This window comes from Enterobacter sp. C3_dUdeg, assembly GCF_057536195.1.
On record NZ_BAAKFX010000008.1, the window covers coordinates 14,024 to 36,039 of the forward strand.

Below are 22,016 nucleotides of genomic sequence, written 5' to 3' on the forward strand. Positions count from 1 at the left end.
GCTTCTTCCTCGTTTCGCCCTGCCTCTGGTTCATTGCGCACACGGCCGCCAGCAGGTTGAATAAGTATTTTCTTAATGGTTCTTAAGATAAATCATCCCGCCAGAAATCGTGTGTCGTATAATTCACCGCTAACCGCAGGACAGCGACTATGCTGAGAGGATATCGGCAGACGAAAAGTATTCACCATCAGGAACGATGTACAGCTCATGGCACTTCACAGCAAAAAGCTCTCTTTTACCCGGCCAATCATGCTCAGCTTCGCGGGGATCCTCTGCAGTTTTGCGGTGATCGCGATCGCGGTGACGCTTTCGCAACGAAAGGATTTTCTTGAGGATTATCATAAGATAAACAGCAATTTCACGCACAACCTGGCGGTGAACTATACCGAATCTATCCTGCGTGAAAACGACTATATCCTGGGCCGTTCCGCGATGTACTTTGCCCGCGACGACAGGCTAAACGAGACGCTCAACGTCAACCCGACGCAGGGGCTGCAGATGATGATGCATTTGCAAAACCTGATGCCGACCGTGTCCTCCATCTCGCTGGCGGACACGCAGGGGCATTATCTCCGCGCGCCGGAAGTGCTCCCCACGGAGAAGAGTAAAACCTTCGATCCCCGGACGCGGCCGTGGTTTATCGCTCAGGCCGAAGCCAGTATCTTCAGCCACTATACTCGCCCGTACATGGACTATTTCACCGGCCATCCGACGGTCACACTTTATAAACCCTTGATTTCACCCGAAGGAAGACTGAAGGGAACGATCGCGTTTCATCTCGATTTGACGTCAATGGGCTTCACCCTGCGTCAGATGGTGGCGCCCGTCCAGGGAGAATTCTTCGTCGTTGAACGCGACGGCGCCGTTGTGCTTCACCCGGATACAGGCGCGCTCTTCAAACAATACGTGAGCGAAGCGCTGATGGACAAAATGACCAGCGGCGAAGGCCACCTTTACGATAAGAAAAGCAACGCCTGGTACTACTACTACTCGTTTACCAATCCGGACTGGTTTGTCATCTACCGGGTCTCTGGCGAGACGCTCACCGATATCACCCGCCACGAAACAACGATTGTTGGCTGGGGGTTTGCGCTGGCGGCCATTATCATCATCCTCTTCGGCTTATACCTCCGTCACGCCTCGCGTACCGTGCTGATGCACATTATCAATGCCATCAAAACCGGCGACGTCAGCGAAGCGCCGCGCCTGGAAGCGATGCTGAGCCACACTATCCAGTCCAATAAAGAGCGTGAGATGGCCTATGTGCGCCAGGCCACTCACGATGCGCTGACGGGCTGTAAAAACCGCCGCGCGTTCGATAGCGATATCGCGGAGCTGCTGAATGCCCAGCAGCCTTTCGCGCTGGCGCTGGTGGACATCGATAACTTCAAGTCGATTAACGACACGCTGGGCCACCTGACCGGTGATATCGTTCTGCGCAACGTGGCCCGCGAAGGGATCCAGATTATGCAGCCACATCACGTCTCGATTTACCGGTACGGTGGAGAAGAGTTCGCGGTAATCTTCCAGGCTGAGCAGATGACGTCTGCGCTCTCATTGCTGGAAGCCTGGCGTACCGCAGTTGAAAAACGCGTCTGGCGAGAAGAAAACCTGCGGGTTACATTCAGCGGCGGTCTTGGGGAGTGGCATTTTGAACCGCTGGAGCAATTTGTCGGAAGCGTTGATAGCGCCCTCTACAGCGCCAAACAGCAGGGCAAAAACCGCATCAATCGAACGTCCATCAGCTAATCCTCCCACTTTCACCCTGCCCGTTTCCACGGGCCGGGTACCCGACAATGTAAAATTGTAACCGGTTTCAGAAAATCGCCGGTTTCTTTGTGATGCCTGACACACAATCGCGGTAAACCGGTTGTTGAAGCGCTCTGCACGGGATAATTATCAATAAACACATGTAGATCGAGGCTGATTATGAAGAACATCGTTTTATGCTGTGCAGCGGGAATGTCAACCAGCATGCTGGTTCAACGTATGAAAGACGCCGCGCAGAAAAAAGGGGTTGAAGTCACCATTAAAGCCGTTCCGGTTGCGGAGTTTAAAGACAACATCGCGACGGCCGACATCGTATTGCTGGGGCCACAGGTTAAATACGAGCAGGCTAAACTCCAGGCGCAGGCCGAGCCGCTGGGTAAAAAGGTCGCGGTGATCGACATGATGGATTACGGCATGATGAAAGGCGATGCCGTCCTGGAAAAAGCGCTCAAACTTCTGGAGTCATAATGGAAGACTTAGAAACTACGATAATGGAACTGCTGGTCAACGCAGGCGCGGCGCGCAGTGCGGCCCTGACGGCGCTACAGATGGCGCGTAAAGGTGAGTTTGACGAAGCAGAAAAAGCGATGGAAGAGTCGCGCGAATATGTGAAGCATGCGCACACGATCCAGACGCAGCTTATCGGTTTTGACGAAGGGACCGGGAAGCTTCCGGTTAACCTGATCACCGTCCACTCTCAGGATCACCTGATGAACGCGATGGTCATTCAGGATCTGGCGGGCGATATGATTGAGCTTTATCGTCGGATCCCGTTGGTGAACTGATAACCTACAGATGTAAAAAAACCCGCCGAGGCGGGTTTTTTATTGTCGGGTGGCACTGAGCTTACCCGACCTACGAGGCACATGCCCGGTAATGCTCATCACCGGGCATCAACGATTACTCGTTGTCGGAACCGCCCAGACCTGCGTTCAGCAGTTCTGCCAGGCTCGCGGATGCATCTTCAGCAGTTACCTGCGGTGCAGCTGGCAGTTCGCCCGCAGCACGACGACGCATACGATCCTGGTGGTACGCATAACCGGTACCCGCCGGGATCAGACGACCCACGATGACGTTCTCTTTCAGACCGCGCAGTTCATCACGTTTACCTGCAACAGCGGCTTCGGTCAGGACACGAGTCGTTTCCTGGAACGATGCTGCAGAGATGAAGGACTCGGTTGCCAGAGACGCTTTGGTGATACCCAGCAGATCGCGCGAGAAGGTCGCACCGATTTTGCCGTTCGCTTCCAGTTCGCGGTTAGCGATCTTGACGCGTGAGTATTCAACCTGCTCGCCTTCCAGGAACTCGGAGCTGCCTGCGTTTTCGATGGTTGCTTTACGCAGCATCTGACGAACGATAACTTCGATGTGCTTATCGTTAATCTTAACGCCCTGCAGACGGTAAACGTCCTGTACTTCGTTGGTGATGTAACGCGTTACCGCGTGGACGCCACGAAGACGCAGAATGTCGTGCGGAGCTTCTGGACCATCGGAAACCACGTCACCACGTTCTACACGTTCACCTTCGAACACGTTGAGCTGACGCCACTTAGGAATCATCTCTTCGTACGGTTCGCTGCCATCTACTGGAGTGATAACCAGACGGCGTTTCCCTTTGGTCTCTTTACCGAAGGAGATGATACCGCTGATTTCAGCCAGGATTGCAGGCTCTTTCGGACGACGTGCTTCGAACAGGTCCGCAACGCGTGGCAGACCACCGGTGATATCCTTGGTACCGCTGGATTCCTGTGGAATACGCGCCAGAGCATCACCCGCACCGATCTGAATGCCATCTTCCAGCTGAACGATCGCTTTACCTGGCAGGAAGTACTGCGCAGGCATGTCGGTACCCGGGATCAGAACGTCGTTACCCTGAGCATCAACGATTTTCAGTGCAGGACGCAGATCTTTACCACCGGTAGTACGTTCAGCAGAATCCAGAACCACCAGAGAAGACAGACCGGTCAGCTCGTCGGTCTGACGAGTAATGGTCTGGCCGTCGATCATGTCAGTGAAGCGGATGAAACCACTTACTTCGGTGATAACCGGCATGGTGTGTGGATCCCAGTTTGCAACGGTTTCACCGCCGGCAACCTGCTCGCCATCACCTTTCGCCATAACCGCACCGTAAGGCACTTTATAGCTCTCTTTGGTACGACCGAATTCGTCGATCAGCTTCAGCTCGGTGTTACGAGAGGTCACAACCAGCTTGCCAGCGGAGTTAACAACAGACTTCGCGTTGCTGAGCTTGATGCTACCTTTGTTTTTCACCTGGATGCTGGATTCAGCAGCCGCACGAGATGCCGCACCACCGATGTGGAACGTACGCATCGTCAGCTGTGTACCCGGCTCACCGATGGACTGTGCCGCGATAACGCCGATTGCTTCACCTTTGTTGATGATGTGGCCACGCGCCAGGTCACGACCATAGCAGTGCGCACATACACCAAAGTCGGTGTCACAGGATACAACGGAACGTACTTTCACGGAGTCAACAGAGTTCGCTTCCAGCAGGTCACACCAGTGCTCGTGCAGCAGCGTGTTGCGTGGAACCAGAATGTCTGCAGTACCCGGCTTCAGAATGTCTTCCGCGGTTACACGACCCAGAACGCGATCGCGCAGTGGCTCTTTAACATCACCACCCTCGATAACCGGGGTCATGGTGATACCTTCGAGGGTGCCACAATCGTCTTCGGTCACAACCAGATCCTGCGCAACGTCAACCAGACGACGCGTCAGATAACCGGAGTTCGCAGTTTTCAGTGCGGTATCCGCCAGACCCTTACGAGCACCGTGGGTGGAGATGAAGTACTGGAGTACGTTCAGACCTTCACGGAAGTTCGCGGTGATTGGCGTTTCGATGATGGAGCCATCTGGCTTCGCCATCAGACCACGCATACCTGCCAGCTGACGAATCTGTGCTGCGGAACCACGCGCACCGGAGTCGGCCATCATGTAGATGCTGTTGAAGGAAACCTGCTGCTCTTCTACGCCGTCACGGTTAATCACGGTTTCGGTCTGCAGGTTATCCATCATCGCTTTGGATACACGATCGTTCGCCGCTGCCCAGATATCGATAACTTTGTTATAGCGTTCGCCCGCGGTAACCAGACCAGACTGGAACTGCTCCTGGATCTCAGCAACTTCGGCTTCCGCTTCAGAGATGATCTCGTGTTTCTTCTCTGGGATGACCATGTCATCGATACCAACAGATGCACCTGAACGCGCTGCATAAGCAAAGCCGGTATACATTGTCTGGTCAGCGAAGATAACGGTCGGCTTCAGACCCAGAATGCGGTAACAGGTGTTCAGCATTTTGGAGATCGCTTTCTTGCCCAGCGCCTGGTTGACGATGGAGAAAGGCAGACCTTTCGGTACGATCATCCACAGAATAGCACGGCCAACGGTCGTGTCTTTCAGGCTGGTTTTCGCAACGAATTCGCCGTTTTCATCTTTTTCGTATTCGGTGATACGCACTTTAACGCGCGCATGCAGAGAGGCCAGGCCAGCGCGATAAATACGCTCAGCTTCTTTCGGGCCAGTCAGCACCATGCCTTCGCCTTTGGCGTTAACACAGTCACGGGTCATGTAGTACAGACCCAATACAACGTCCTGAGAAGGAACGATGATAGGTTCACCGTTCGCTGGGGACAGGATGTTGTTGGTAGACATCATCAGCGCACGCGCTTCGAGCTGGGCTTCCAGCGTCAGCGGTACGTGAACAGCCATCTGGTCACCATCGAAGTCGGCGTTATATGCCGCACAAACCAGCGGGTGCAGCTGGATAGCTTTACCTTCGATCAGGACTGGCTCAAATGCCTGGATACCCAAACGGTGCAGAGTTGGTGCACGGTTCAGCAGTACCGGGTGTTCGCGGATAACTTCGTCCAGGATATCCCAAACGACAGCTTCTTCACGCTCAACCATTTTCTTAGCGGCTTTGATGGTGGTGGCCAGGCCACGCAGTTCCAGCTTGCCGTAGATGAACGGTTTGAACAGCTCCAGTGCCATTTTCTTCGGCAGACCGCACTGATGCAGACGCAGGTATGGACCTACGGTGATTACAGAACGACCGGAGTAGTCAACACGCTTACCGAGCAGGTTCTGACGGAAACGACCCTGTTTACCTTTGATCATGTCGGCCAAAGATTTCAGAGGACGTTTGTTAGAACCGGTGATCGCACGACCGCGACGACCGTTATCCAGCAGGGCGTCAACCGCTTCCTGCAGCATACGTTTTTCGTTGCGTACGATGATGTCCGGCGCAGCCAGATCCAGCAGACGTTTCAGACGGTTGTTACGGTTGATAACGCGACGATACAGATCGTTCAGATCGGACGTTGCGAAACGACCACCATCCAGCGGAACCAGTGGACGCAGATCTGGCGGCAGAACCGGCAGAACGGTCAGGATCATCCACTCTGGTTTGTTACCAGACTGAACGAACGCTTCCAGCAGTTTGATACGCTTGGTCAGCTTTTTACGTTTGGTTTCGGAGTTGGTTTCGTTCAGCTCTTCACGCAGCTGCTCGCACTCTTGCTCCAGATCCATGCTCTTCAGCAGGGCCTGAATAGCTTCCGCACCCATCTTCGCATCGAATTCGTCACCGAACTCTTCCAGCGCGTCCAGATACTGCTCTTCAGTCAGGATCTGATGACGTTCCAGGTTCGTCATCCCGCCTTCGATAACCACATAAGATTCGAAGTACAGAACACGTTCGATATCGCGCAGCGGCATATCCAGCAGCAGACCGATACGGGACGGCAGAGATTTCAGGAACCAGATGTGAGCGGTCGGAGACGCCAGCTCGATGTGGCCCATGCGCTCACGACGCACTTTGGTCTGGGTCACTTCAACGCCGCACTTCTCACAGATCACACCACGGTGTTTCAGGCGCTTGTACTTACCGCACAGGCACTCGTAATCTTTTACTGGCCCGAAAATACGCGCACAGAAAAGGCCGTCACGCTCAGGTTTGAACGTACGGTAGTTGATGGTTTCCGGCTTTTTAACTTCACCGAAAGACCATGAACGGATCATGTCTGGCGAAGCCAGAGCAATTTTGATCGCATCAAACTCTTCGGTTTTAGTCTGCGCTTTCAGAAACTTTAATAAATCTTTCACGGATTTGCTCCCGTCGGAGTTAGCACAATCTGGTGCCGGGGGTTAACCCGGCACCAGTGACCTGTTTGAGCGAGAATTACTCGTCTTCCAGTTCGATGTTGATACCCAGCGAACGAATCTCTTTCAACAGTACGTTGAAGGATTCTGGCATGCCCGGCTCCATCTGATGGTTGCCGTCCACGATGTTTTTATACATCTTGGTACGACCGTTCACGTCATCAGACTTAACGGTGAGCATTTCCTGCAGGGTGTATGCCGCGCCGTATGCTTCCAGCGCCCACACTTCCATCTCCCCGAAGCGCTGACCACCGAACTGTGCCTTACCACCCAGCGGCTGCTGAGTAACCAGGCTATAAGAACCGGTAGAACGAGCGTGCATCTTGTCGTCGACCAGGTGGTTCAGTTTCAGCATGTACATGTAACCTACGGTTACCGGACGCTCGAACTGTTCACCGGTACGGCCGTCAAACAGCGTAATCTGACCAGACGTTGGCAGACCACCCAGTTGCAGCAGCTCTTTAATTTCAGCTTCTTTCGCACCATCGAAGACCGGCGTTGCGATTGGCATACCTTTTTTCAGGTTCTCAGCCAGACGCAGTACTTCTTCATCGCTGAAGGTATTCAGGTCGACTTTCTGACGCACGTCAGTACCCAGATCGTAGGCACGCTGGATGAATTCGCGCAGTTTCGCGACTTCTTCCTGCTGCTTCAGCATGGCGTTAATCTTGTCGCCAATACCTTTCGCAGCCATACCCAGGTGAGTTTCCAGGATCTGACCGATGTTCATACGAGACGGTACGCCCAGCGGGTTCAGTACGATATCTACCGGCGTACCGTTAGCATCGTGCGGCATATCTTCGATCGGGTTGATCTTAGAGATAACACCCTTGTTACCGTGACGACCTGCCATCTTATCACCAGGCTGGATCTGACGCTTAACGGCCAGATACACCTTAACAATCTTCAGCACGCCTGGTGCCAGATCGTCGCCCTGAGTGATTTTGCGGCGTTTCGCCTCGAGTTTTTTCTCGAACTCGTGTTTCAGTTCGTCATACTGCTCAGCCAGCTGTTCCAGCTGATTTTGTTTCTCTTCGTCGGTCAGGCCCAGTTCCAGCCAGCGATCGCGTGGCAGTTTGTCGAGCTTCTCAGCTTCAACGCCACCGGCAACCAGCACCGCATAGATACGGCTGAACAGACCCGCTTCGAGGATCTGCAGTTCTTCAGACAGGTCTTTCTTAGCCTGTTTGAGCTGCATCTCTTCGATTTCCAGCGCACGCTTATCTTTCTCAACGCCATCACGGGTGAAGACCTGAACGTCGATAACCGTACCGGAAACACCGTTTGGTACGCGCAGAGAAGAGTCTTTAACGTCAGACGCTTTCTCACCGAAGATTGCACGCAGCAGTTTCTCTTCTGGCGTCAGCTGGGTTTCACCTTTAGGCGTAACCTTACCAACCAGAATGTCGCCGCCGGTCACTTCCGCACCGATGTAAACGATACCGGATTCATCCAGTTTGGAGAGCGCAGCTTCACCCACGTTAGGGATGTCAGCGGTGATCTCTTCTGGCCCCAGCTTGGTGTCACGGGACACACATGCCAGTTCCTGAATGTGGATGGTGGTGAAACGATCTTCCTGAACCACACGCTCGGAGACGAGGATGGAGTCTTCGAAGTTGTAACCATTCCACGGCATGAACGCTACGCGCATGTTCTGACCGAGCGCCAGTTCACCGAGGTCGGTGGACGGACCGTCTGCCAGCACGTCGCCGCGCTCAACTGGCTCACCCAGAGATACGCAAGGCATCTGGTTGATACAGGTGTTCTGGTTAGAACGGGTGTATTTGGTCAGGTTATAAATGTCGATACCTGCTTCGCCCGGATACATCTCGTCTTCGTTAACTTTGATAACGATACGGGATGCATCGACGTACTGAACAGTACCACCACGTTTAGCAACCGCAGTAACACCGGAGTCAACGGCAACAGCACGTTCCATACCGGTACCAACCAGCGGCTTATCAGCGCGCAGAGTTGGAACGGCCTGACGTTGCATGTTCGCACCCATCAATGCACGGTTGGCGTCATCGTGTTCCAGGAACGGGATCAGGGACGCACCGACGGATACCACCTGCTGGGTGGATACGTCCATGTAGTCAACCTGGTCGCGGCTGAACAGACTTGATTCGCCTTTGCTACGGCAGGTAACCAGATCTTCTACAAAGTGGCCTTCGTCATCCAGGTTGGAGTTCGCCTGAGCGATAACGTAGTTGCCTTCTTCGATAGCAGACAGGTAGTGAATTTCGTCGGTTACAACACCGTCAGTCACTTTACGGTACGGGGTCTCGAGGAAACCGTATTCGTTAGTCTGTGCGTACACGGACAGGGAGTTGATCAGACCGATGTTTGGACCTTCAGGCGTTTCGATTGGACATACGCGACCGTAGTGCGTCGGGTGTACGTCTCGAACTTCAAAGCCTGCGCGTTCACGGGTCAGACCGCCTGGGCCGAGTGCAGAGATACGACGTTTGTGCGTAATCTCAGACAGCGGGTTGTTCTGGTCCATGAACTGAGACAGCTGGCTTGAACCGAAGAACTCTTTCACTGCTGCAGAAATCGGCTTGGCGTTGATCATATCCTGAGGCATCAGGGTATCCAGATCGCCCAGAGACAGACGCTCTTTCACCGCACGCTCTACACGTACCAGGCCAACGCGGAATTGGTTTTCCGCCATTTCGCCTACGGAACGGATACGACGGTTGCCGAGGTGGTCGATATCGTCCACTTCGCCTTTACCGTTACGGATATCGATGAGCTTCTTCATCACTTCGATGATGTCGTCTTTGCTCAGGATACCGGAACCTTCGATTTCGTCGCGCAGCAGAGAACGGTTGAACTTCATACGACCAACCGCGGACAGATCGTAGCGGTCTTCGGAGAAGAACAGGTTCTCGAACAGGCTTTCCGCCGCTTCGCGAGTTGGTGGCTCACCAGGACGCATCATGCGGTAGATTTCTACCAGCGCGCTCAGACGATCGGTGGTTGGGTCGACGCGAATAGTCTCAGAGATATACGCGCCGTGGTCCAGATCGTTGGTGAACAGCGTTTCGATACGTTTGTGGCCAGACTGGCTCAGCTTAGCCAGCAGATCCAGGCTCAGCTCCATGTTCGCTGGGCAGATCAGCTCACCCGTTGACTCATCAACGTAATCTTTCGCGGCTACTTTTCCTGCAATGTACTCAACCGGAACTTCGATGAGTTTGATATCATCTTTTTCCAGCTGGCGGATGTGGCGCGCGGTGATACGGCGACCTTTTTCCACATACACTTTGCCGTCGGCTTCGATGTCGAACGACGCGGTCTCGCCACGCAGACGTTCCGGCACCAGCTCCATCTGCAGCTTGTTGTCGCGGATTTCAAAGATCACTTTCTCAAAGAACAGGTCCAGGATCTGTTCAGTGGTGTATTGCAGCGCACGCAGAATGATGGTTGCAGGCAGCTTACGACGACGGTCGATACGGACAAACAGGTTGTCTTTCGGATCGAACTCGAAGTCCAGCCATGAACCACGGTAAGGAATGATGCGTGCGTTATACAGTACTTTACCGGAAGAGTGTGTTTTACCTTTATCGCTGTCGAAGAAGACGCCCGGGCTACGATGCAGCTGGGAAACGATAACACGCTCAGTACCGTTGATAACGAAAGTACCGTTGTCTGTCATGAGTGGAATTTCACCCATGTAGACTTCTTGTTCTTTAATGTCTTTTACGGTGCCTTCCGGCGCTTCGCGCTCGTAGATCACCAGACGCAGTTTTACGCGCAGCGGTGCGGAATAGGTCACGCCACGGATCTGACATTCCTGAACGTCAAACACCGGTTCGCCAAGGCGGTAGCTGACGTACTGCAGCTCGGAGTTACCGCTGTAGCTCTGAATCGGGAACACGGAGCGGAAGGCTGCTTCCAGACCGTACTGCCCTTCAGGATCTTGCTCGATAAACTTCTGGAACGAGTCAAGCTGGATAGAAAGGAGATATGGAATGTCCAGAACTTGTGGACGTTTACCAAAATCCTTACGAATACGTTTTTTCTCGGTATAGGAGTAAACCATAGGGTTCCTCAGCTCGCTGACAAGTCGACCCATCTGTCCGACGAAGGGACAGTTTGTGCAACACCATTTTGTGGACCGGAAAATTGAATACTTTCCGCAATACCTGTTGCTATCACGCTTAAATCATTTCGTCGCGATTTACACAGAGCGAGCACCCTGTCGCAATATATTAAGTCGTCGATAGAAACATGCATTGTCAGGACAATCAGCAGTCAAACAGTGTGAAATGCTACTGATGCCTTACAGCGCAAAAAGGCTGGTGACTAAAAAGTCACCAGCCATCAGCCTAATTACTCAGGCTGCAACCAGAAAAGTTGGCTTATTTAACTTCAACTTCAGCGCCAGCTTCTTCCAGAGATTTTTTCAGTGCTTCTGCGTCGTCTTTGCTCACGCCTTCTTTCAGCGCAGCTGGAGCAGATTCTACCAGGTCTTTAGCTTCTTTCAGACCCAGGCCAGTTGCGCCACGTACTGCTTTGATAACAGCAACTTTGTTAGCGCCAGCAGCTTTCAGAATTACGTCGAATTCAGTTTTTTCTTCAGCAGCTTCAGCCGGGCCCGCAGCTACAGCTACAGCAGCAGCAGCAGAAACACCGAATTTTTCTTCCATTGCAGAAATCAGTTCTACAACGTCCATTACGGACATAGCTGCAACTGCTTCAATGATTTGATCTTTAGTGATAGACATTTAAATTGTTCCTGAAAATCAGAATAAGTTTATACGTAAGCAAATGCTTTATAAAGATAACTGCGATTAAGCAGCTTCTTTCGCATCGCGAACAGCAGCCAGAGTGCGAACCAGTTTGCCAGCCGAAGCTTCTTTCATGGTTGCCATCAGGCGTGCAATTGCTTCTTCGTAGGTCGGCAGGGTTGCCAGGCGATCGATTTGCGATGCCGGGATCAACTCACCTTCAAAGGCTGCAGCTTTGACCTCAAATTTTGCATTCGCTTTCGCGAACTCTTTGAACAGACGAGCAGCAGCGCCCGGGTGTTCCATAGAGTATGCAATCAGGGTCGGACCAACAAACGTGTCTTTCAGGCACTCGAACTGAGTACCTTCAACTACGCGACGCAGCAGGGTGTTACGAACAACACGCATGTATACGCCAGCTTCACGACCTGCTTTACGCAGTTCAGTCATTTTGTCTACAGTAACGCCACGGGAATCCGCAACTACTGCAGACAGCGCGCCTTTGGCTACTTCGCTGACTTCAGCAACAATCGCTTGTTTGTCTTGAAGATTTAAAGCCATTAGCTTTGCTCCTGGATGTTTGCCGGAACTCATGTTCCGGAACTCACTTCACTCTCCCAAACGGAAAGAGCGTCTTAATACGGTGAGCAGAAACAAGCCAGAGTATCCAAAAATAATCTTAGCGTTCTGTCACCGTCTACGCAGGGGATTAAGTCTCTTGCGAAACACCTGCGGTCTTCGACGGAGGCCTGGATTAGGCCAGGCTCCAACGAACAAATCTTTTAGCCGCTAACTTTCGTTAGCAAACGTGGGGGTAAGATTGTAGACAAAATCACCGCCCACGTAAAGGCATTAGTTTGCAGCAGCGCTCAGGCCAGCCTGGTCAACTGCAACACCTGCACCCATGGTGGTGGAGATGCTAACTTTCTTGATGTACACGCCTTTCGCCTGAGTTGGTTTTGCTTTTTTCAGCGCAACCAGCAGAGCTTCCAGGTTTTCTTTCAGTTTGTCAGCGTCAAAGTCCACTTTACCGATGGTGGTGTGGATGATGCCGTTTTTGTCGTTACGATAACGAACCTGACCTGCTTTAGCGTTCTTAACCGCTTCAGCAACGTTAGGAGTTACAGTACCGACTTTCGGGTTAGGCATCAGGCCGCGTGGACCCAGAACCTGGCCCAGCTGGCCAACAACGCGCATTGCATCTGGAGAAGCAATAACAACGTCAAAGTTCATTTCGCCTTTCTTGATCTGATCAGCCAGATCTTCCATACCTACCAGTTCAGCGCCGGCAGCTTTAGCAGCTTCAGCGTTTGCACCCTGAGCAAATACAGCTACGCGAACGGAACGGCCAGTACCGTGTGGCAGTACAGTTGCGCCACGAACGTTCTGATCGGATTTACGCGCGTCGATGCCGAGGTTAACGGCAACGTCAACGCTTTCAACGAACTTAGCAGTTGCCAGTTCTTTCAGCAGAGCGATAGCTTCGTTGATGTCGTACTGTTTGGTCGCATCAACTTTGTCACGGATCACGGACATGCGCTTGGTCAGTTTAGCCATTTCTTAGTCCTCCACTACCAGGCCCATGGAACGTGCAGTACCTTCGATTGAGCGAGTCATCGCTTCAATGTCGGCACCAGTCATGTCGGCAGCTTTGGTCTGCGCGATTTCCTGCAGCTGAGCGCGGGAAATTTTACCCACTTTGTCTTTGTTCGGTTTACCGGAACCAGACTTGATACCAGCCGCTTTCTTCAGCAGAACTGCTGCTGGAGGGGTTTTGGTAACGAAAGTGAAAGAACGGTCAGCGTAAACAGTGATTACGACTGGGATTGGCAGACCTTTTTCCAGGGATTCGGTTTTGGCGTTGAACGCTTTACAGAATTCCATGATGTTCACACCCTGCTGACCCAGAGCTGGACCAACTGGTGGACTTGGGTTCGCCATACCAGCTGCAACCTGCAGCTTGACGTAGGCTTGTACTTTCTTAGCCATTCTAAAATCCTCTGATTGGGTGATAGCGCCTCAGGGAGGCTCCCCGTGAATAAAATTCGTTTTACGGGCCGGGCCCATAAAAACAAAAGGCGCGAAATTGTATTCCAATCTCGCGCCCTGTGCAACGATTAAATCGCCGCTTTTTTGATCGCTGCTTAGGCTTTTTCGACCTGCGCAAAGTCCAGTTCTACCGGGGTCGCACGACCGAAGATAGAAACAGAAACTTTCAGGCGGGACTTCTCGTAGTCCACTTCTTCAACCACACCGTTAAAGTCAGCAAACGGACCGTCGCTAACACGAACCATTTCACCCGGTTCAAACAGCGTTTTCGGACGCGGCTTATCACCCACCTGCTGCAGGCGGTTCATAATCGCATCAACTTCTTTGTCGCTGATTGGCGCCGGACGGTCAGACGTGCCGCCGATAAAGCCCATCACGCGCGGTACGCTGCGCACCAGGTGCCAGCTCGCGTCGTTCATCACCATCTGAACCAGCACGTAACCCGGGAAGAATTTACGCTCGCTTTTGCGACGTTGGCCGCCACGGATCTCAACCACTTCTTCGGTCGGAACCATAACTTCGCCAAATAACTCTTCCATGTTGTGTAATTTGATATGCTCACGCAGCGACGTTGCTACGCGGCCTTCAAAACCGGAAAACGCCTGAACGACGTACCAACGCTTTTTAGGGGCTTCAGACATCTTAGAACCTCAGGCCAGTAATAAAGGAAACCAGGCGAACCAGAATACCATCCAGTCCCCACAGGATCAGTGACATTACCGCAGTCACTGCAGCCACGATCAGCGTGGTGTGCAATGTTTCCTGGCGAGTCGGCCAAATGACCTTGCGGACTTCGGTACGTGCTTCGCGAGCGAAAGCAACGGTTGCTTTACCCTTAGTCGTCAACAGCGCGACACCGCCCGCTGCAGCAATCAGAATCACCACTGCCAGCGCGCGGAGCGGCAGCATCATGTCACGATAAAGATAGTTGCCAACGATTGCCACAATCAGCAGCACGGCAACAGCGACCCACTTCATCGCTTCCAGGCCGCGCCCGCTCCCTTGAGCTTCGGTATTCGCACTCATAAACCAACCTGTCAGAAGAATTCTACAAATAATTTCACCCCGCGATTGCGAGGCGAGCCAAATCGAAACGCTAATCCCTTTATGGATTATACGCTCTCTGCAGAGCCTGTCTCAGCAATGATTATGACAAAAATAATCACTGATGAGCCAGGTTCTGATGTGAAAGCGTGCAAAAAGGGCATCAAATGATGCCCTTTTCATGCGCATTGCGTCAAATGTTATCAGCGATTAGCCGAGAACTTTAGCAACCACGCCCGCGCCAACGGTACGGCCACCTTCACGGATTGCGAAACGCAGACCGTCGTCCATCGCGATTGGGTGGATCAGAGTCACAACCATCTTGATGTTGTCGCCTGGCATTACCATCTCAACGCCTTCTGGCAGTTCGATGGTACCGGTCACGTCAGTTGTACGGAAGTAGAACTGTGGACGGTAGCCTTTGAAGAACGGAGTATGACGGCCGCCTTCGTCTTTGGACAGGATGTACACTTCAGATTCGAACTTGGTGTGTGGCTTGATTGAGCCTGGCTTCGCCAGAACCTGACCACGTTCGATTTCTTCACGTTTGATACCACGCAGCAGAACACCAACGTTCTCACCAGCACGGCCTTCGTCCAGCAGTTTGCGGAACATTTCAACGCCAGTACAGGTAGACTTCGCAGTCTCTTTGATACCAACGATTTCAACTTCTTCACCAACTTTGATGATACCGCGCTCTACACGACCGGTAACAACGGTACCACGACCGGAGATGGAGAATACGTCTTCGATTGGCAGCAGGAATGGCTTGTCAATCGCACGCTCTGGTTCTGGGATGTAAGAATCCAGGAAGCCAGCCAGTTCGATGATTTTCGCTTCCCACTCTGCGTCGCCTTCCAGCGCTTTCAGAGCAGAACCACGAACGATTGGGGTATCGTCGCCCGGGAAATCGTACTGAGACAGCAGTTCACGAACTTCCATCTCTACCAGTTCCAGCAGCTCTTCGTCATCAACCATGTCGCATTTGTTCAGGAACACGATGATGAAAGGAACGCCTACCTGACGACCCAGCAGGATGTGCTCACGAGTCTGAGGCATTGGGCCATCAGTCGCAGCAACAACCAGGATCGCGCCGTCCATCTGCGCAGCACCGGTGATCATGTTTTTAACATAGTCGGCGTGGCCTGGGCAGTCTACGTGTGCGTAGTGGCGAGTCGGGGTGTCGTACTCAACGTGAGAGGTGTTGATGGTGATACCACGAGCTTTTTCTTCTGGTGCGTTATCGATCTGGTCGAATGCACGAGCAGAACCACCGTAGGTTTTTGCCAGAACGGTAGTGATTGCAGCGGTCAGCGTTGTTTTACCATGGTCAACGTGGCCGATAGTACCGACGTTAACGTGCGGTTTTGTACGTTCAAACTTTTCTTTAGACATCGATTGTCCCTCTAAGACACGGATAAATCGGTGATATCACCACATCAACCAGGCGAAATGCCTGAATTGTTGAATACAGTAAAATTGAAACAGAGAGAAACGGGAAGGAGAAGTGAAGTGGTGCTGATACCCAGAGTCGAACTGGGGACCTCACCCTTACCAAGGGTGCGCTCTACCAACTGAGCCATATCAGCACGTATTGGAGCGGGCAGCGGGAATCGAACCCGCATCATCAGCTTGGAAGGCTGAGGTAATAGCCATTATACGATGCCCGCATCCTGAAACTCGGCTACCCAGTTCTTTCTGTAACAAAAAAAGAGATTTCTCTCTTTTTCAGTTTGAGCTGGCTAATTTTTCCAACCAGCTCCGGCGGCATTTACGCTGCCAGAAAGTGGTGGTGGGGGAAGGATTCGAACCTTCGAAGTCTGTGACGGCAGATTTACAGTCTGCTCCCTTTGGCCGCTCGGGAACCCCACCGGACTTGATGGTGCCGACTACCGGAATCGAACTGGTGACCTACTGATTACAAGTCAGTTGCTCTACCTACTGAGCTAAGTCGGCATCAAGTAGCGCGCATTCTATGGATACCTGCGCGGTCATGCAACTAAAAATTTGCATAAAACGTTCTTTCGCTCACATTTTATGCGAACAGCGTATCGGACGCTGTAAAAGTAGTCATTTGAGGTCAAATATTCAACATATCATCGTGATTTGCACCGTATTCACCGTAGCGTGACGGCTTCCGCGTAACGCAGCGCTTTCCATCTTTTTTCTTATTATTCCCGTCATCTGGTGTTAACCTCCTGCCCATTGTCCAAAATTAACTGTGTGATGAGCCACGATCCGGCAGTGTGATGCTGGCTCACTGAAGCATGCTTATGAGCAAAAAAGAGCAAACGTTAATGACGCCTTATCTTCACTTTAACCGCAGCCAGTGGGCTGCCCTGCGTGATTCCGTCCCTATGACGCTGACGGAAGGTGAAATCGCACGGTTAAAAGGGATAAACGAAGATCTGTCCCTGGAAGAGGTGGCAGAAATTTATCTCCCCCTCTCTCGCTTGCTTAACTTCTATATCAGCTCGAACCTGCGCCGTCAGGCCGTGCTGGAGCAGTTTCTCGGGACGAACGGTCAACGCATTCCTTATATCATTAGTATCGCAGGCAGCGTGGCCGTGGGTAAAAGTACCACCGCGCGCGTCCTGCAGGCGCTGTTAAGCCGCTGGCCGGAACACCGCAGCGTGGAGCTGATCACCACCGACGGCTTCCTGCACCCGAACGAGGTGTTAAAAGAACGTGGGCTGATGAAGAAGAAGGGCTTCCCGCTCTCTTATGATATGCACCGTCTGGTGAAATTTGTCTCTGACCTGAAATCCGGCGTGCCGCACGTGACTGCGCCAGTCTATTCGCACCTGATCTACGATCGCATCCCGGGTGGGGATAAAACCGTGGTCCAGCCGGACATCCTGATTCTGGAAGGTCTGAACGTGCTGCAAAGCGGGATGGACTATCCTCACGACCCGCATCACGTATTCGTCTCGGATTTCGTCGATTTCTCTATTTATGTCGATGCGCCGGAAGACCTGCTGCAAAACTGGTACATCAACCGCTTCCTGAAGTTCCGCGAGGGGGCGTTCACTGACCCGGATTCCTATTTCCACCACTATGCTCAGCTTTCTGAAGAGGAAGCGATCGGCGTGGCGACGGGGCTGTGGAATGAGATCAACTACGTGAACCTCAAAGAGAACATCCTGCCGACGCGCGAGCGCGCGAGCCTGATCCTCACCAAGAGCGAAAAGCACGCCGTCGACCAGATTCGCCTGCGGAAATAATCAAGCAGACATAAAAAAACCGGCTTATCGCCGGTTTTTTTCGTTATGCCTGTGGCTTCTCGCCATTTTCATCCTGATCGACCGCGAAGCAGGCAACCAGCTGGCCGCCATAATCCTTCAGCTGCGGCTGGAGCTGGGTACATGGGCCAAAGCGGCGACTGCAGCGGGCGTTGAATGCACATCCCGGAGGCGGATTCAGCGGGCTTGGCAGTTCCCCCGTCAGCTTAATACGCTCACGACGATCGTCCGGGTTCAGACGCGGCGTCGCAGACAGCAGCGCCTGGGTATACGGGTGACGAGGGTTATTAAAGATCTGGTCTTTAGTCCCCTTCTCCACGCAGCGCCCCAGGTACATCACCATCACTTCATCGGCAATATGCTCCACCACCGACAGGTCGTGGGAGATGAACACGTAAGAGAGCCCCAGCTCCTGCTGGAGATCCATCATCAGGTTCAGCACCTGCGCACGCACGGATACGTCGAGCGCGGAGACCGGCTCATCGGCAATCACCACGTCCGGATCGAGCATTAGCCCGCGGGCGATCGCAATACGCTGACGCTGGCCGCCGGAGAACATGTGCGGATAGCGATCGTAATGCTCGGTTTTGAGGCCGACCTTCGCCATCATCGCCAGCGCTTTTTCACGGCGCTGCTCTTTGCTCAGATTACTGTTGATCAGCAGCGGCTCTTCCAGAATCTGCCCCACTTTTTTACGCGGGTTCAAAGAACCATACGGGTTCTGGAACACAATCTGGATTTTCTGGCGACGCAGCTTCTGCGCTTGCGGATCGTGCTTGAGCAGATCCTGCCCCTGATAATAGAGCTCCCCGCCGGTCGGCACTTCAATCATCGTCAGCAGACGGCCCAGCGTGGATTTGCCGCAGCCTGACTCCCCCACCACCGCCAGCGTTTTACCGCGTTCGAGGTTAAAAGAGACGCCGTCCAGCGCTTTCACCAGGCGTTCAGGGGCAAACAGCCCCTTCTTCACCGGGTAGTATTTTTTCAGATCGATGGCCTGCAACAGCGGTTGTTGCTTGGTGGCCTGTTCCGTACTCATAGTGTTGGCCTCCCGGCATCATCGAGTGGGTAGTGGCATTTCGACTGACGGCCGTCAGCAAGCTGGTTAAGCTCTGGCTCTTCTGCCCGGCATTTGTCCGTTGCATACGGGCAGCGCGGATTGAGCAGACAGCCCTGCGGACGGTCATATTTACCCGGTACCACACCCGGCAGCGACGCCAGACGCGCTTTGTCCTGAGCAAACTCCGGCAGCGCGCGTAAAAGCGCCTGGGTATACGGATGACGCGGCGCGCGGAAAATATCGTGTGAATTTCCGGTCTCGACCACCTGGCCGGCATACATCACGATGATTTTGTGCGCGGCTTCGGCCACCAGCGCCAGATCGTGCGTAATCAGCACCAGCGCCATATTCTCTTTCTGCTGCAGCTCCAGCAGCAGTTCGATGATTTGCGCCTGAATGGTCACATCCAGCGCCGTCGTCGGTTCATCCGCAATCAGCAGTTTTGGTCGACAGGCAATCGCCATCGCGATCATCACGCGCTGGCTCATCCCACCGGAGAGCTGGTGCGGGTAAACGTCCAGACGTGATGCCGGGTCAGGAATACCCACCTGGTTCAGCAGGTCGATCGCGCGCTGACGACGGGTTTTCTTATTCCCGCCCTGATGCACCTTAATCGCTTCCATAATCTGGAAACCAACGGTGTAGCAAGGATTCAGGCTGGTCATGGGATCCTGGAAAATCATCGCCACTTCGGCGCCCACCAGCTGGCGGCGCTGTTTTTCAGAAATGCGCTTCAGATCCTGACCGTTGAACTGCAGGTTTTCCGCCATCACGCGGCCCGGGTAATCAATCAGCCCCATGATCGCCAGTGAACTCACTGACTTACCGGAACCGGACTCCCCGACAATGCCAACCACTTCGCCCTGATTTACGCTGTAGCTGATGCGGTCCACGGCGCGAAACGGGGTGCCTTCGTCGCCGAAGTGCACCGATAATTTATCTACATTTAATAACGCCATCTCGTGCCTCTTACTGCTTCAGTTTGGGATCAAGCGCATCACGCAGGCCATCACCCATCAGGTTAAATGCCAGCACCGTCAGCAGGATTGCCAGACCCGGGAAGGTGACAACCCACCAGGCGCTTTGTGCGAACTGCAACACGTCGGAGAGCATGGTGCCCCACTCCGGTGTTGGCGGCTGCGCACCCATGCCCAGGAAGCCAAGAGCGGCCATATCAAGAATGGCGTTAGAGAAACCGAGCGACGCCTGAACAATCAGCGGCGCCAGGCAGTTAGGGAAGATATTCACGAACATCTGGCGCATCGCACCGGCACCCGCCACGCGAGAGGCGGTGACGTAATCGCGGTTCACTTCCACCAGCACCGCCGCACGGGTTAAACGCACGTAGTGAGGGAGCGCCACGAAGGTCAACGCCAGCGCGGCATTGCCTATCGACGGGCCGAAGATCGCCACCAGAACCAGCGCCAGCAGCAGGCTTGGCAACGCCAGCATGATATCGACGATACGCATGATGATGTTATCAACGATGCCGCCGAAGTAACCGGCAACCAGGCCGAGTACAACGCCCATGATCAGCGACAGCACAACAACGAGACAGCCGACCAGCAGCGACAGGCGCGCGCCGTACATCAGACGCGACAGCACGTCGCGACCCACGTCATCGGTACCCAGCAGGTGCGTCAGGCTACCGCCATCCTGCCACGCAGGCGGCGCGAGCAGCGCATCGCGGAACTGGTCCGCCGGGTTATACGGTGCGAGGAAGTTCGCAAACACCGCAATCAGGATCATGATTACGACATACACCAGCCCTACCACCGCGCCTTTATTGCGCTTGAAGTAGTGCCAGAATTCCTGCAGCGGCGTCATAGGAACCGGTGCAGCGACCACTTTATTTTGAGTGACTTGTGACATGATGGTCCCTTACTTCTTATGACGAATACGCGGGTTCACCACGCCGTACAGCAAATCGACCAGCAGGTTGACGAGGATAATCATCGTCGCGACCAGCAGTACACCGCCCTGCACAACCGGATAGTCACGGCGTTGCAGCGCGTCAATCAGCCAGCGTCCAAGGCCCGGCCAGGAGAAGATGGTTTCGGTCAGGATCGCCCCCGCCAGCAACGTACCCACCTGGAGGCCGATAACGGTCACCACCGGCAGCATGGCATTACGCAGCGCATGGACGATGATGACGCGCATACGCGTCAGGCCCTTTGCGCGCGCGGTGCGGATATAATCCTCACCCAGGACTTCCAGCATCGATGAACGGGTCATTCGCACGATCACCGCCAGAGGAATAGTGCCCAGCACCATGGCAGGCAGGATCATGTGCGCCACGGCATCAATGAAGTTGCCCTCTTCGCCCCAGATAGCCGTATCGATCAGCATAAATCCGGTGAGCGGGTTGGAGTCATCAAGGAAGACCATATCGCTGACGCGCCCGGAGACCGGTGTCAGGTTAAGCTGCACCGATACCAGCATGATCAGCATCATGCCCCACCAGAAGATAGGCATGGAGTAGCCGGTCAGCGCCAGGCCCACGGCGGTGTGGTCAAAAATAGAGCCACGCTTGACGGCAGCCAGTACCCCAACAGGAATACCCACCGCAGTGGCGAAAATCATGGCGCAGACGCCAAGCTCCAGCGTCGCTTTAAAACGCGGCACGAACTCGTCCCACACCGGAAGACGGCTTTTCAGCGAAATCCCTAAATCACCGTGCAATACGCCCCAGATATAGTGGAGGTACTGCTGCCACATCGGCTTATCGAGACCGAGTTCCGCCAGCAGCTGTGCATGGCGCTCAGGGGAAATACCACGCTCGCCCGCCATAATCATTACCGGGTCGCCGGGGATCATATGGACGAAGGCAAAAGTGAGAAGGGTGATACCGATAAACGTGGGGATGACAAGTCCCAGACGTCGGAGGATGAACTGCAACATAACCCGGATTCTCTCTGATGACGCACGACCAGT

Annotated in this window: 17 protein-coding genes and 4 tRNA genes; 4 read left to right on the forward strand and 17 right to left on the reverse strand. The window is 53.6% G+C overall.

All coding sequences use genetic code 11. From position 1 onward, the window contains the following. Window positions 1-207: 207 nt before the first annotated feature. The 3 genes from AC27FC_RS16745 to AC27FC_RS16755 all read left to right on the forward strand — a co-directional run bounded on the left by AC27FC_RS16745 (window position 208) and on the right by AC27FC_RS16755 (window position 2,555). Window positions 208-1,749, forward strand: coding sequence for a sensor domain-containing diguanylate cyclase (locus AC27FC_RS16745; RefSeq protein WP_047059532.1), 1,542 nt, complete (start codon window positions 208-210; stop codon window positions 1,747-1,749). 180 nt (window positions 1,750-1,929) lie between these two features. Next, window positions 1,930-2,238 carry a PTS sugar transporter subunit IIB gene (locus AC27FC_RS16750; RefSeq protein ID WP_023334100.1) on the forward strand — a complete coding sequence of 103 codons (309 nt, stop codon included), beginning with the start codon at window positions 1,930-1,932 and terminating at the stop codon, window positions 2,236-2,238. Then, window positions 2,238-2,555, forward strand: coding sequence for a PTS lactose/cellobiose transporter subunit IIA (locus AC27FC_RS16755; RefSeq protein ID WP_033146992.1), 318 nt, complete (start codon window positions 2,238-2,240; stop codon window positions 2,553-2,555). Before AC27FC_RS16750 ends, AC27FC_RS16755 begins: the two co-directional genes overlap by 1 nt. Before the next feature lie 115 nt (window positions 2,556-2,670). On the opposite strand, the gene rpoC is transcribed toward AC27FC_RS16755, so the two are convergent. From rpoC to AC27FC_RS16820, 13 genes are all read right to left on the reverse strand, one after another. Beyond that, entirely contained in the window at window positions 2,671-6,894 is a 4,224-nt protein-coding gene (gene rpoC / locus AC27FC_RS16760) for a DNA-directed RNA polymerase subunit beta' (protein WP_023309968.1), read from the reverse strand. Window positions 6,895-6,970: 76 nt separating this feature from the next. Continuing rightward, complete coding sequence (rpoB, locus tag AC27FC_RS16765; protein ID WP_023334099.1) at window positions 6,971-10,999, reverse strand: DNA-directed RNA polymerase subunit beta; 4,029 nt, start codon at window positions 10,997-10,999, stop codon at window positions 6,971-6,973. Between the two features lie 319 nt (window positions 11,000-11,318). Then, window positions 11,319-11,684: a 50S ribosomal protein L7/L12 gene (gene rplL, locus AC27FC_RS16770; protein WP_006176746.1), complete on the reverse strand. Its 366-nt coding sequence runs from the start codon at window positions 11,682-11,684 to the stop codon at window positions 11,319-11,321. Window positions 11,685-11,750: 66 nt separating this feature from the next. Continuing rightward, window positions 11,751-12,248: a 50S ribosomal protein L10 gene (rplJ, locus tag AC27FC_RS16775; protein ID WP_001207203.1), complete on the reverse strand. Its 498-nt coding sequence runs from the start codon at window positions 12,246-12,248 to the stop codon at window positions 11,751-11,753. A 291-nt stretch (window positions 12,249-12,539) separates the two neighbouring features. Next, window positions 12,540-13,244 (reverse strand): 50S ribosomal protein L1, encoded by a 705-nt coding sequence (gene rplA / locus AC27FC_RS16780; protein WP_006810530.1) that lies wholly within the window; start codon window positions 13,242-13,244, stop codon window positions 12,540-12,542. Between the two features lie 3 nt (window positions 13,245-13,247). Further along, entirely contained in the window at window positions 13,248-13,676 is a 429-nt protein-coding gene (rplK, locus tag AC27FC_RS16785) for a 50S ribosomal protein L11 (protein ID WP_008503452.1), read from the reverse strand. A 155-nt stretch (window positions 13,677-13,831) separates the two neighbouring features. Then, window positions 13,832-14,377: a transcription termination/antitermination protein NusG gene (gene nusG / locus AC27FC_RS16790; RefSeq protein WP_002438628.1), complete on the reverse strand. Its 546-nt coding sequence runs from the start codon at window positions 14,375-14,377 to the stop codon at window positions 13,832-13,834. A gap of 1 nt (window position 14,378) precedes the next feature. After that, entirely contained in the window at window positions 14,379-14,762 is a 384-nt protein-coding gene (gene secE / locus AC27FC_RS16795) for a preprotein translocase subunit SecE (protein WP_014068449.1), read from the reverse strand. 228 nt (window positions 14,763-14,990) lie between these two features. Then, complete coding sequence (gene tuf / locus AC27FC_RS16800; RefSeq protein WP_023309456.1) at window positions 14,991-16,175, reverse strand: elongation factor Tu; 1,185 nt, start codon at window positions 16,173-16,175, stop codon at window positions 14,991-14,993. A gap of 118 nt (window positions 16,176-16,293) precedes the next feature. Further along, window positions 16,294-16,369, reverse strand: a tRNA-Thr gene (locus AC27FC_RS16805). 6 nt (window positions 16,370-16,375) lie between these two features. Next, window positions 16,376-16,450: transfer RNA gene (locus AC27FC_RS16810), tRNA-Gly, on the reverse strand. A 117-nt stretch (window positions 16,451-16,567) separates the two neighbouring features. Then, window positions 16,568-16,652: transfer RNA gene (locus AC27FC_RS16815), tRNA-Tyr, on the reverse strand. Between the two features lie 8 nt (window positions 16,653-16,660). Continuing rightward, window positions 16,661-16,736 (reverse strand) — tRNA-Thr (locus AC27FC_RS16820). 317 nt (window positions 16,737-17,053) lie between these two features. On the opposite strand from AC27FC_RS16820, the gene coaA reads away from it, so the two are divergent. Further along, a complete protein-coding gene (gene coaA / locus AC27FC_RS16825; protein ID WP_032668002.1) occupies window positions 17,054-18,004 on the forward strand; it encodes a type I pantothenate kinase in 951 nt (316 codons plus the stop codon). A 43-nt stretch (window positions 18,005-18,047) separates the two neighbouring features. Here the strand turns inward: coaA and dppF are convergent, their stop codons facing one another. The 4 genes from dppF to dppB are packed head-to-tail and all read right to left on the reverse strand — an operon-like array spanning window position 18,048 to window position 21,983. Further along, the gene (gene dppF / locus AC27FC_RS16830) at window positions 18,048-19,061 is read right to left on the reverse strand and encodes a dipeptide ABC transporter ATP-binding subunit DppF (protein ID WP_196355163.1); all 1,014 of its coding nucleotides are present in this window, start codon (window positions 19,059-19,061) and stop codon (window positions 18,048-18,050) included. Continuing rightward, window positions 19,058-20,041 carry a dipeptide ABC transporter ATP-binding protein gene (dppD, locus tag AC27FC_RS16835; RefSeq protein WP_008502772.1) on the reverse strand — a complete coding sequence of 328 codons (984 nt, stop codon included), beginning with the start codon at window positions 20,039-20,041 and terminating at the stop codon, window positions 19,058-19,060. The genes dppF and dppD overlap by 4 nt, the downstream gene beginning before the upstream one ends. 10 nt (window positions 20,042-20,051) lie before the next feature. After that, window positions 20,052-20,954, reverse strand: a complete 903-nt coding sequence (dppC, locus tag AC27FC_RS16840) for a dipeptide ABC transporter permease DppC (protein WP_029742039.1) — start codon at window positions 20,952-20,954, stop codon at window positions 20,052-20,054. A 9-nt stretch (window positions 20,955-20,963) separates the two neighbouring features. After that, a complete protein-coding gene (dppB, locus tag AC27FC_RS16845) occupies window positions 20,964-21,983 on the reverse strand; it encodes a dipeptide ABC transporter permease DppB (RefSeq protein WP_023334097.1) in 1,020 nt (339 codons plus the stop codon). Window positions 21,984-22,016: the final 33 nt, after the last annotated feature.

What these genes read in the sequence shown, in the direction of transcription:
- rplJ (WP_001207203.1), bottom strand. Translation starts at nt 12,248, where the DNA reads ATGGCTTTAAATCTTCAAGACAAACAAGCGATTGTTGCTGAAGTCAGC.
- rplA (WP_006810530.1), bottom strand. Translation starts at nt 13,244, where the DNA reads ATGGCTAAACTGACCAAGCGCATGTCCGTGATCCGTGACAAAGTTGAT.
- rplK (WP_008503452.1), bottom strand. Translation starts at nt 13,676, where the DNA reads ATGGCTAAGAAAGTACAAGCCTACGTCAAGCTGCAGGTTGCAGCTGGT.
- coaA (WP_032668002.1), top strand. Translation starts at nt 17,054, where the DNA reads ATGAGCAAAAAAGAGCAAACGTTAATGACGCCTTATCTTCACTTTAAC.
- AC27FC_RS16750 (WP_023334100.1), top strand. Translation starts at nt 1,930, where the DNA reads ATGAAGAACATCGTTTTATGCTGTGCAGCGGGAATGTCAACCAGCATG.
- secE (WP_014068449.1), bottom strand. Translation starts at nt 14,762, where the DNA reads ATGAGTGCGAATACCGAAGCTCAAGGGAGCGGGCGCGGCCTGGAAGCG.
- tuf (WP_023309456.1), bottom strand. Translation starts at nt 16,175, where the DNA reads ATGTCTAAAGAAAAGTTTGAACGTACAAAACCGCACGTTAACGTCGGT.
- rpoB (WP_023334099.1), bottom strand. Translation starts at nt 10,999, where the DNA reads ATGGTTTACTCCTATACCGAGAAAAAACGTATTCGTAAGGATTTTGGT.
- nusG (WP_002438628.1), bottom strand. Translation starts at nt 14,377, where the DNA reads ATGTCTGAAGCCCCTAAAAAGCGTTGGTACGTCGTTCAGGCGTTTTCC.
- dppD (WP_008502772.1), bottom strand. Translation starts at nt 20,041, where the DNA reads ATGGCGTTATTAAATGTAGATAAATTATCGGTGCACTTCGGCGACGAA.
- AC27FC_RS16745 (WP_047059532.1), top strand. Translation starts at nt 208, where the DNA reads ATGGCACTTCACAGCAAAAAGCTCTCTTTTACCCGGCCAATCATGCTC.
- dppF (WP_196355163.1), bottom strand. Translation starts at nt 19,061, where the DNA reads ATGAGTACGGAACAGGCCACCAAGCAACAACCGCTGTTGCAGGCCATC.
- dppC (WP_029742039.1), bottom strand. Translation starts at nt 20,954, where the DNA reads ATGTCACAAGTCACTCAAAATAAAGTGGTCGCTGCACCGGTTCCTATG.
- AC27FC_RS16755 (WP_033146992.1), top strand. Translation starts at nt 2,238, where the DNA reads ATGGAAGACTTAGAAACTACGATAATGGAACTGCTGGTCAACGCAGGC.
- rplL (WP_006176746.1), bottom strand. Translation starts at nt 11,684, where the DNA reads ATGTCTATCACTAAAGATCAAATCATTGAAGCAGTTGCAGCTATGTCC.
- dppB (WP_023334097.1), bottom strand. Translation starts at nt 21,983, where the DNA reads ATGTTGCAGTTCATCCTCCGACGTCTGGGACTTGTCATCCCCACGTTT.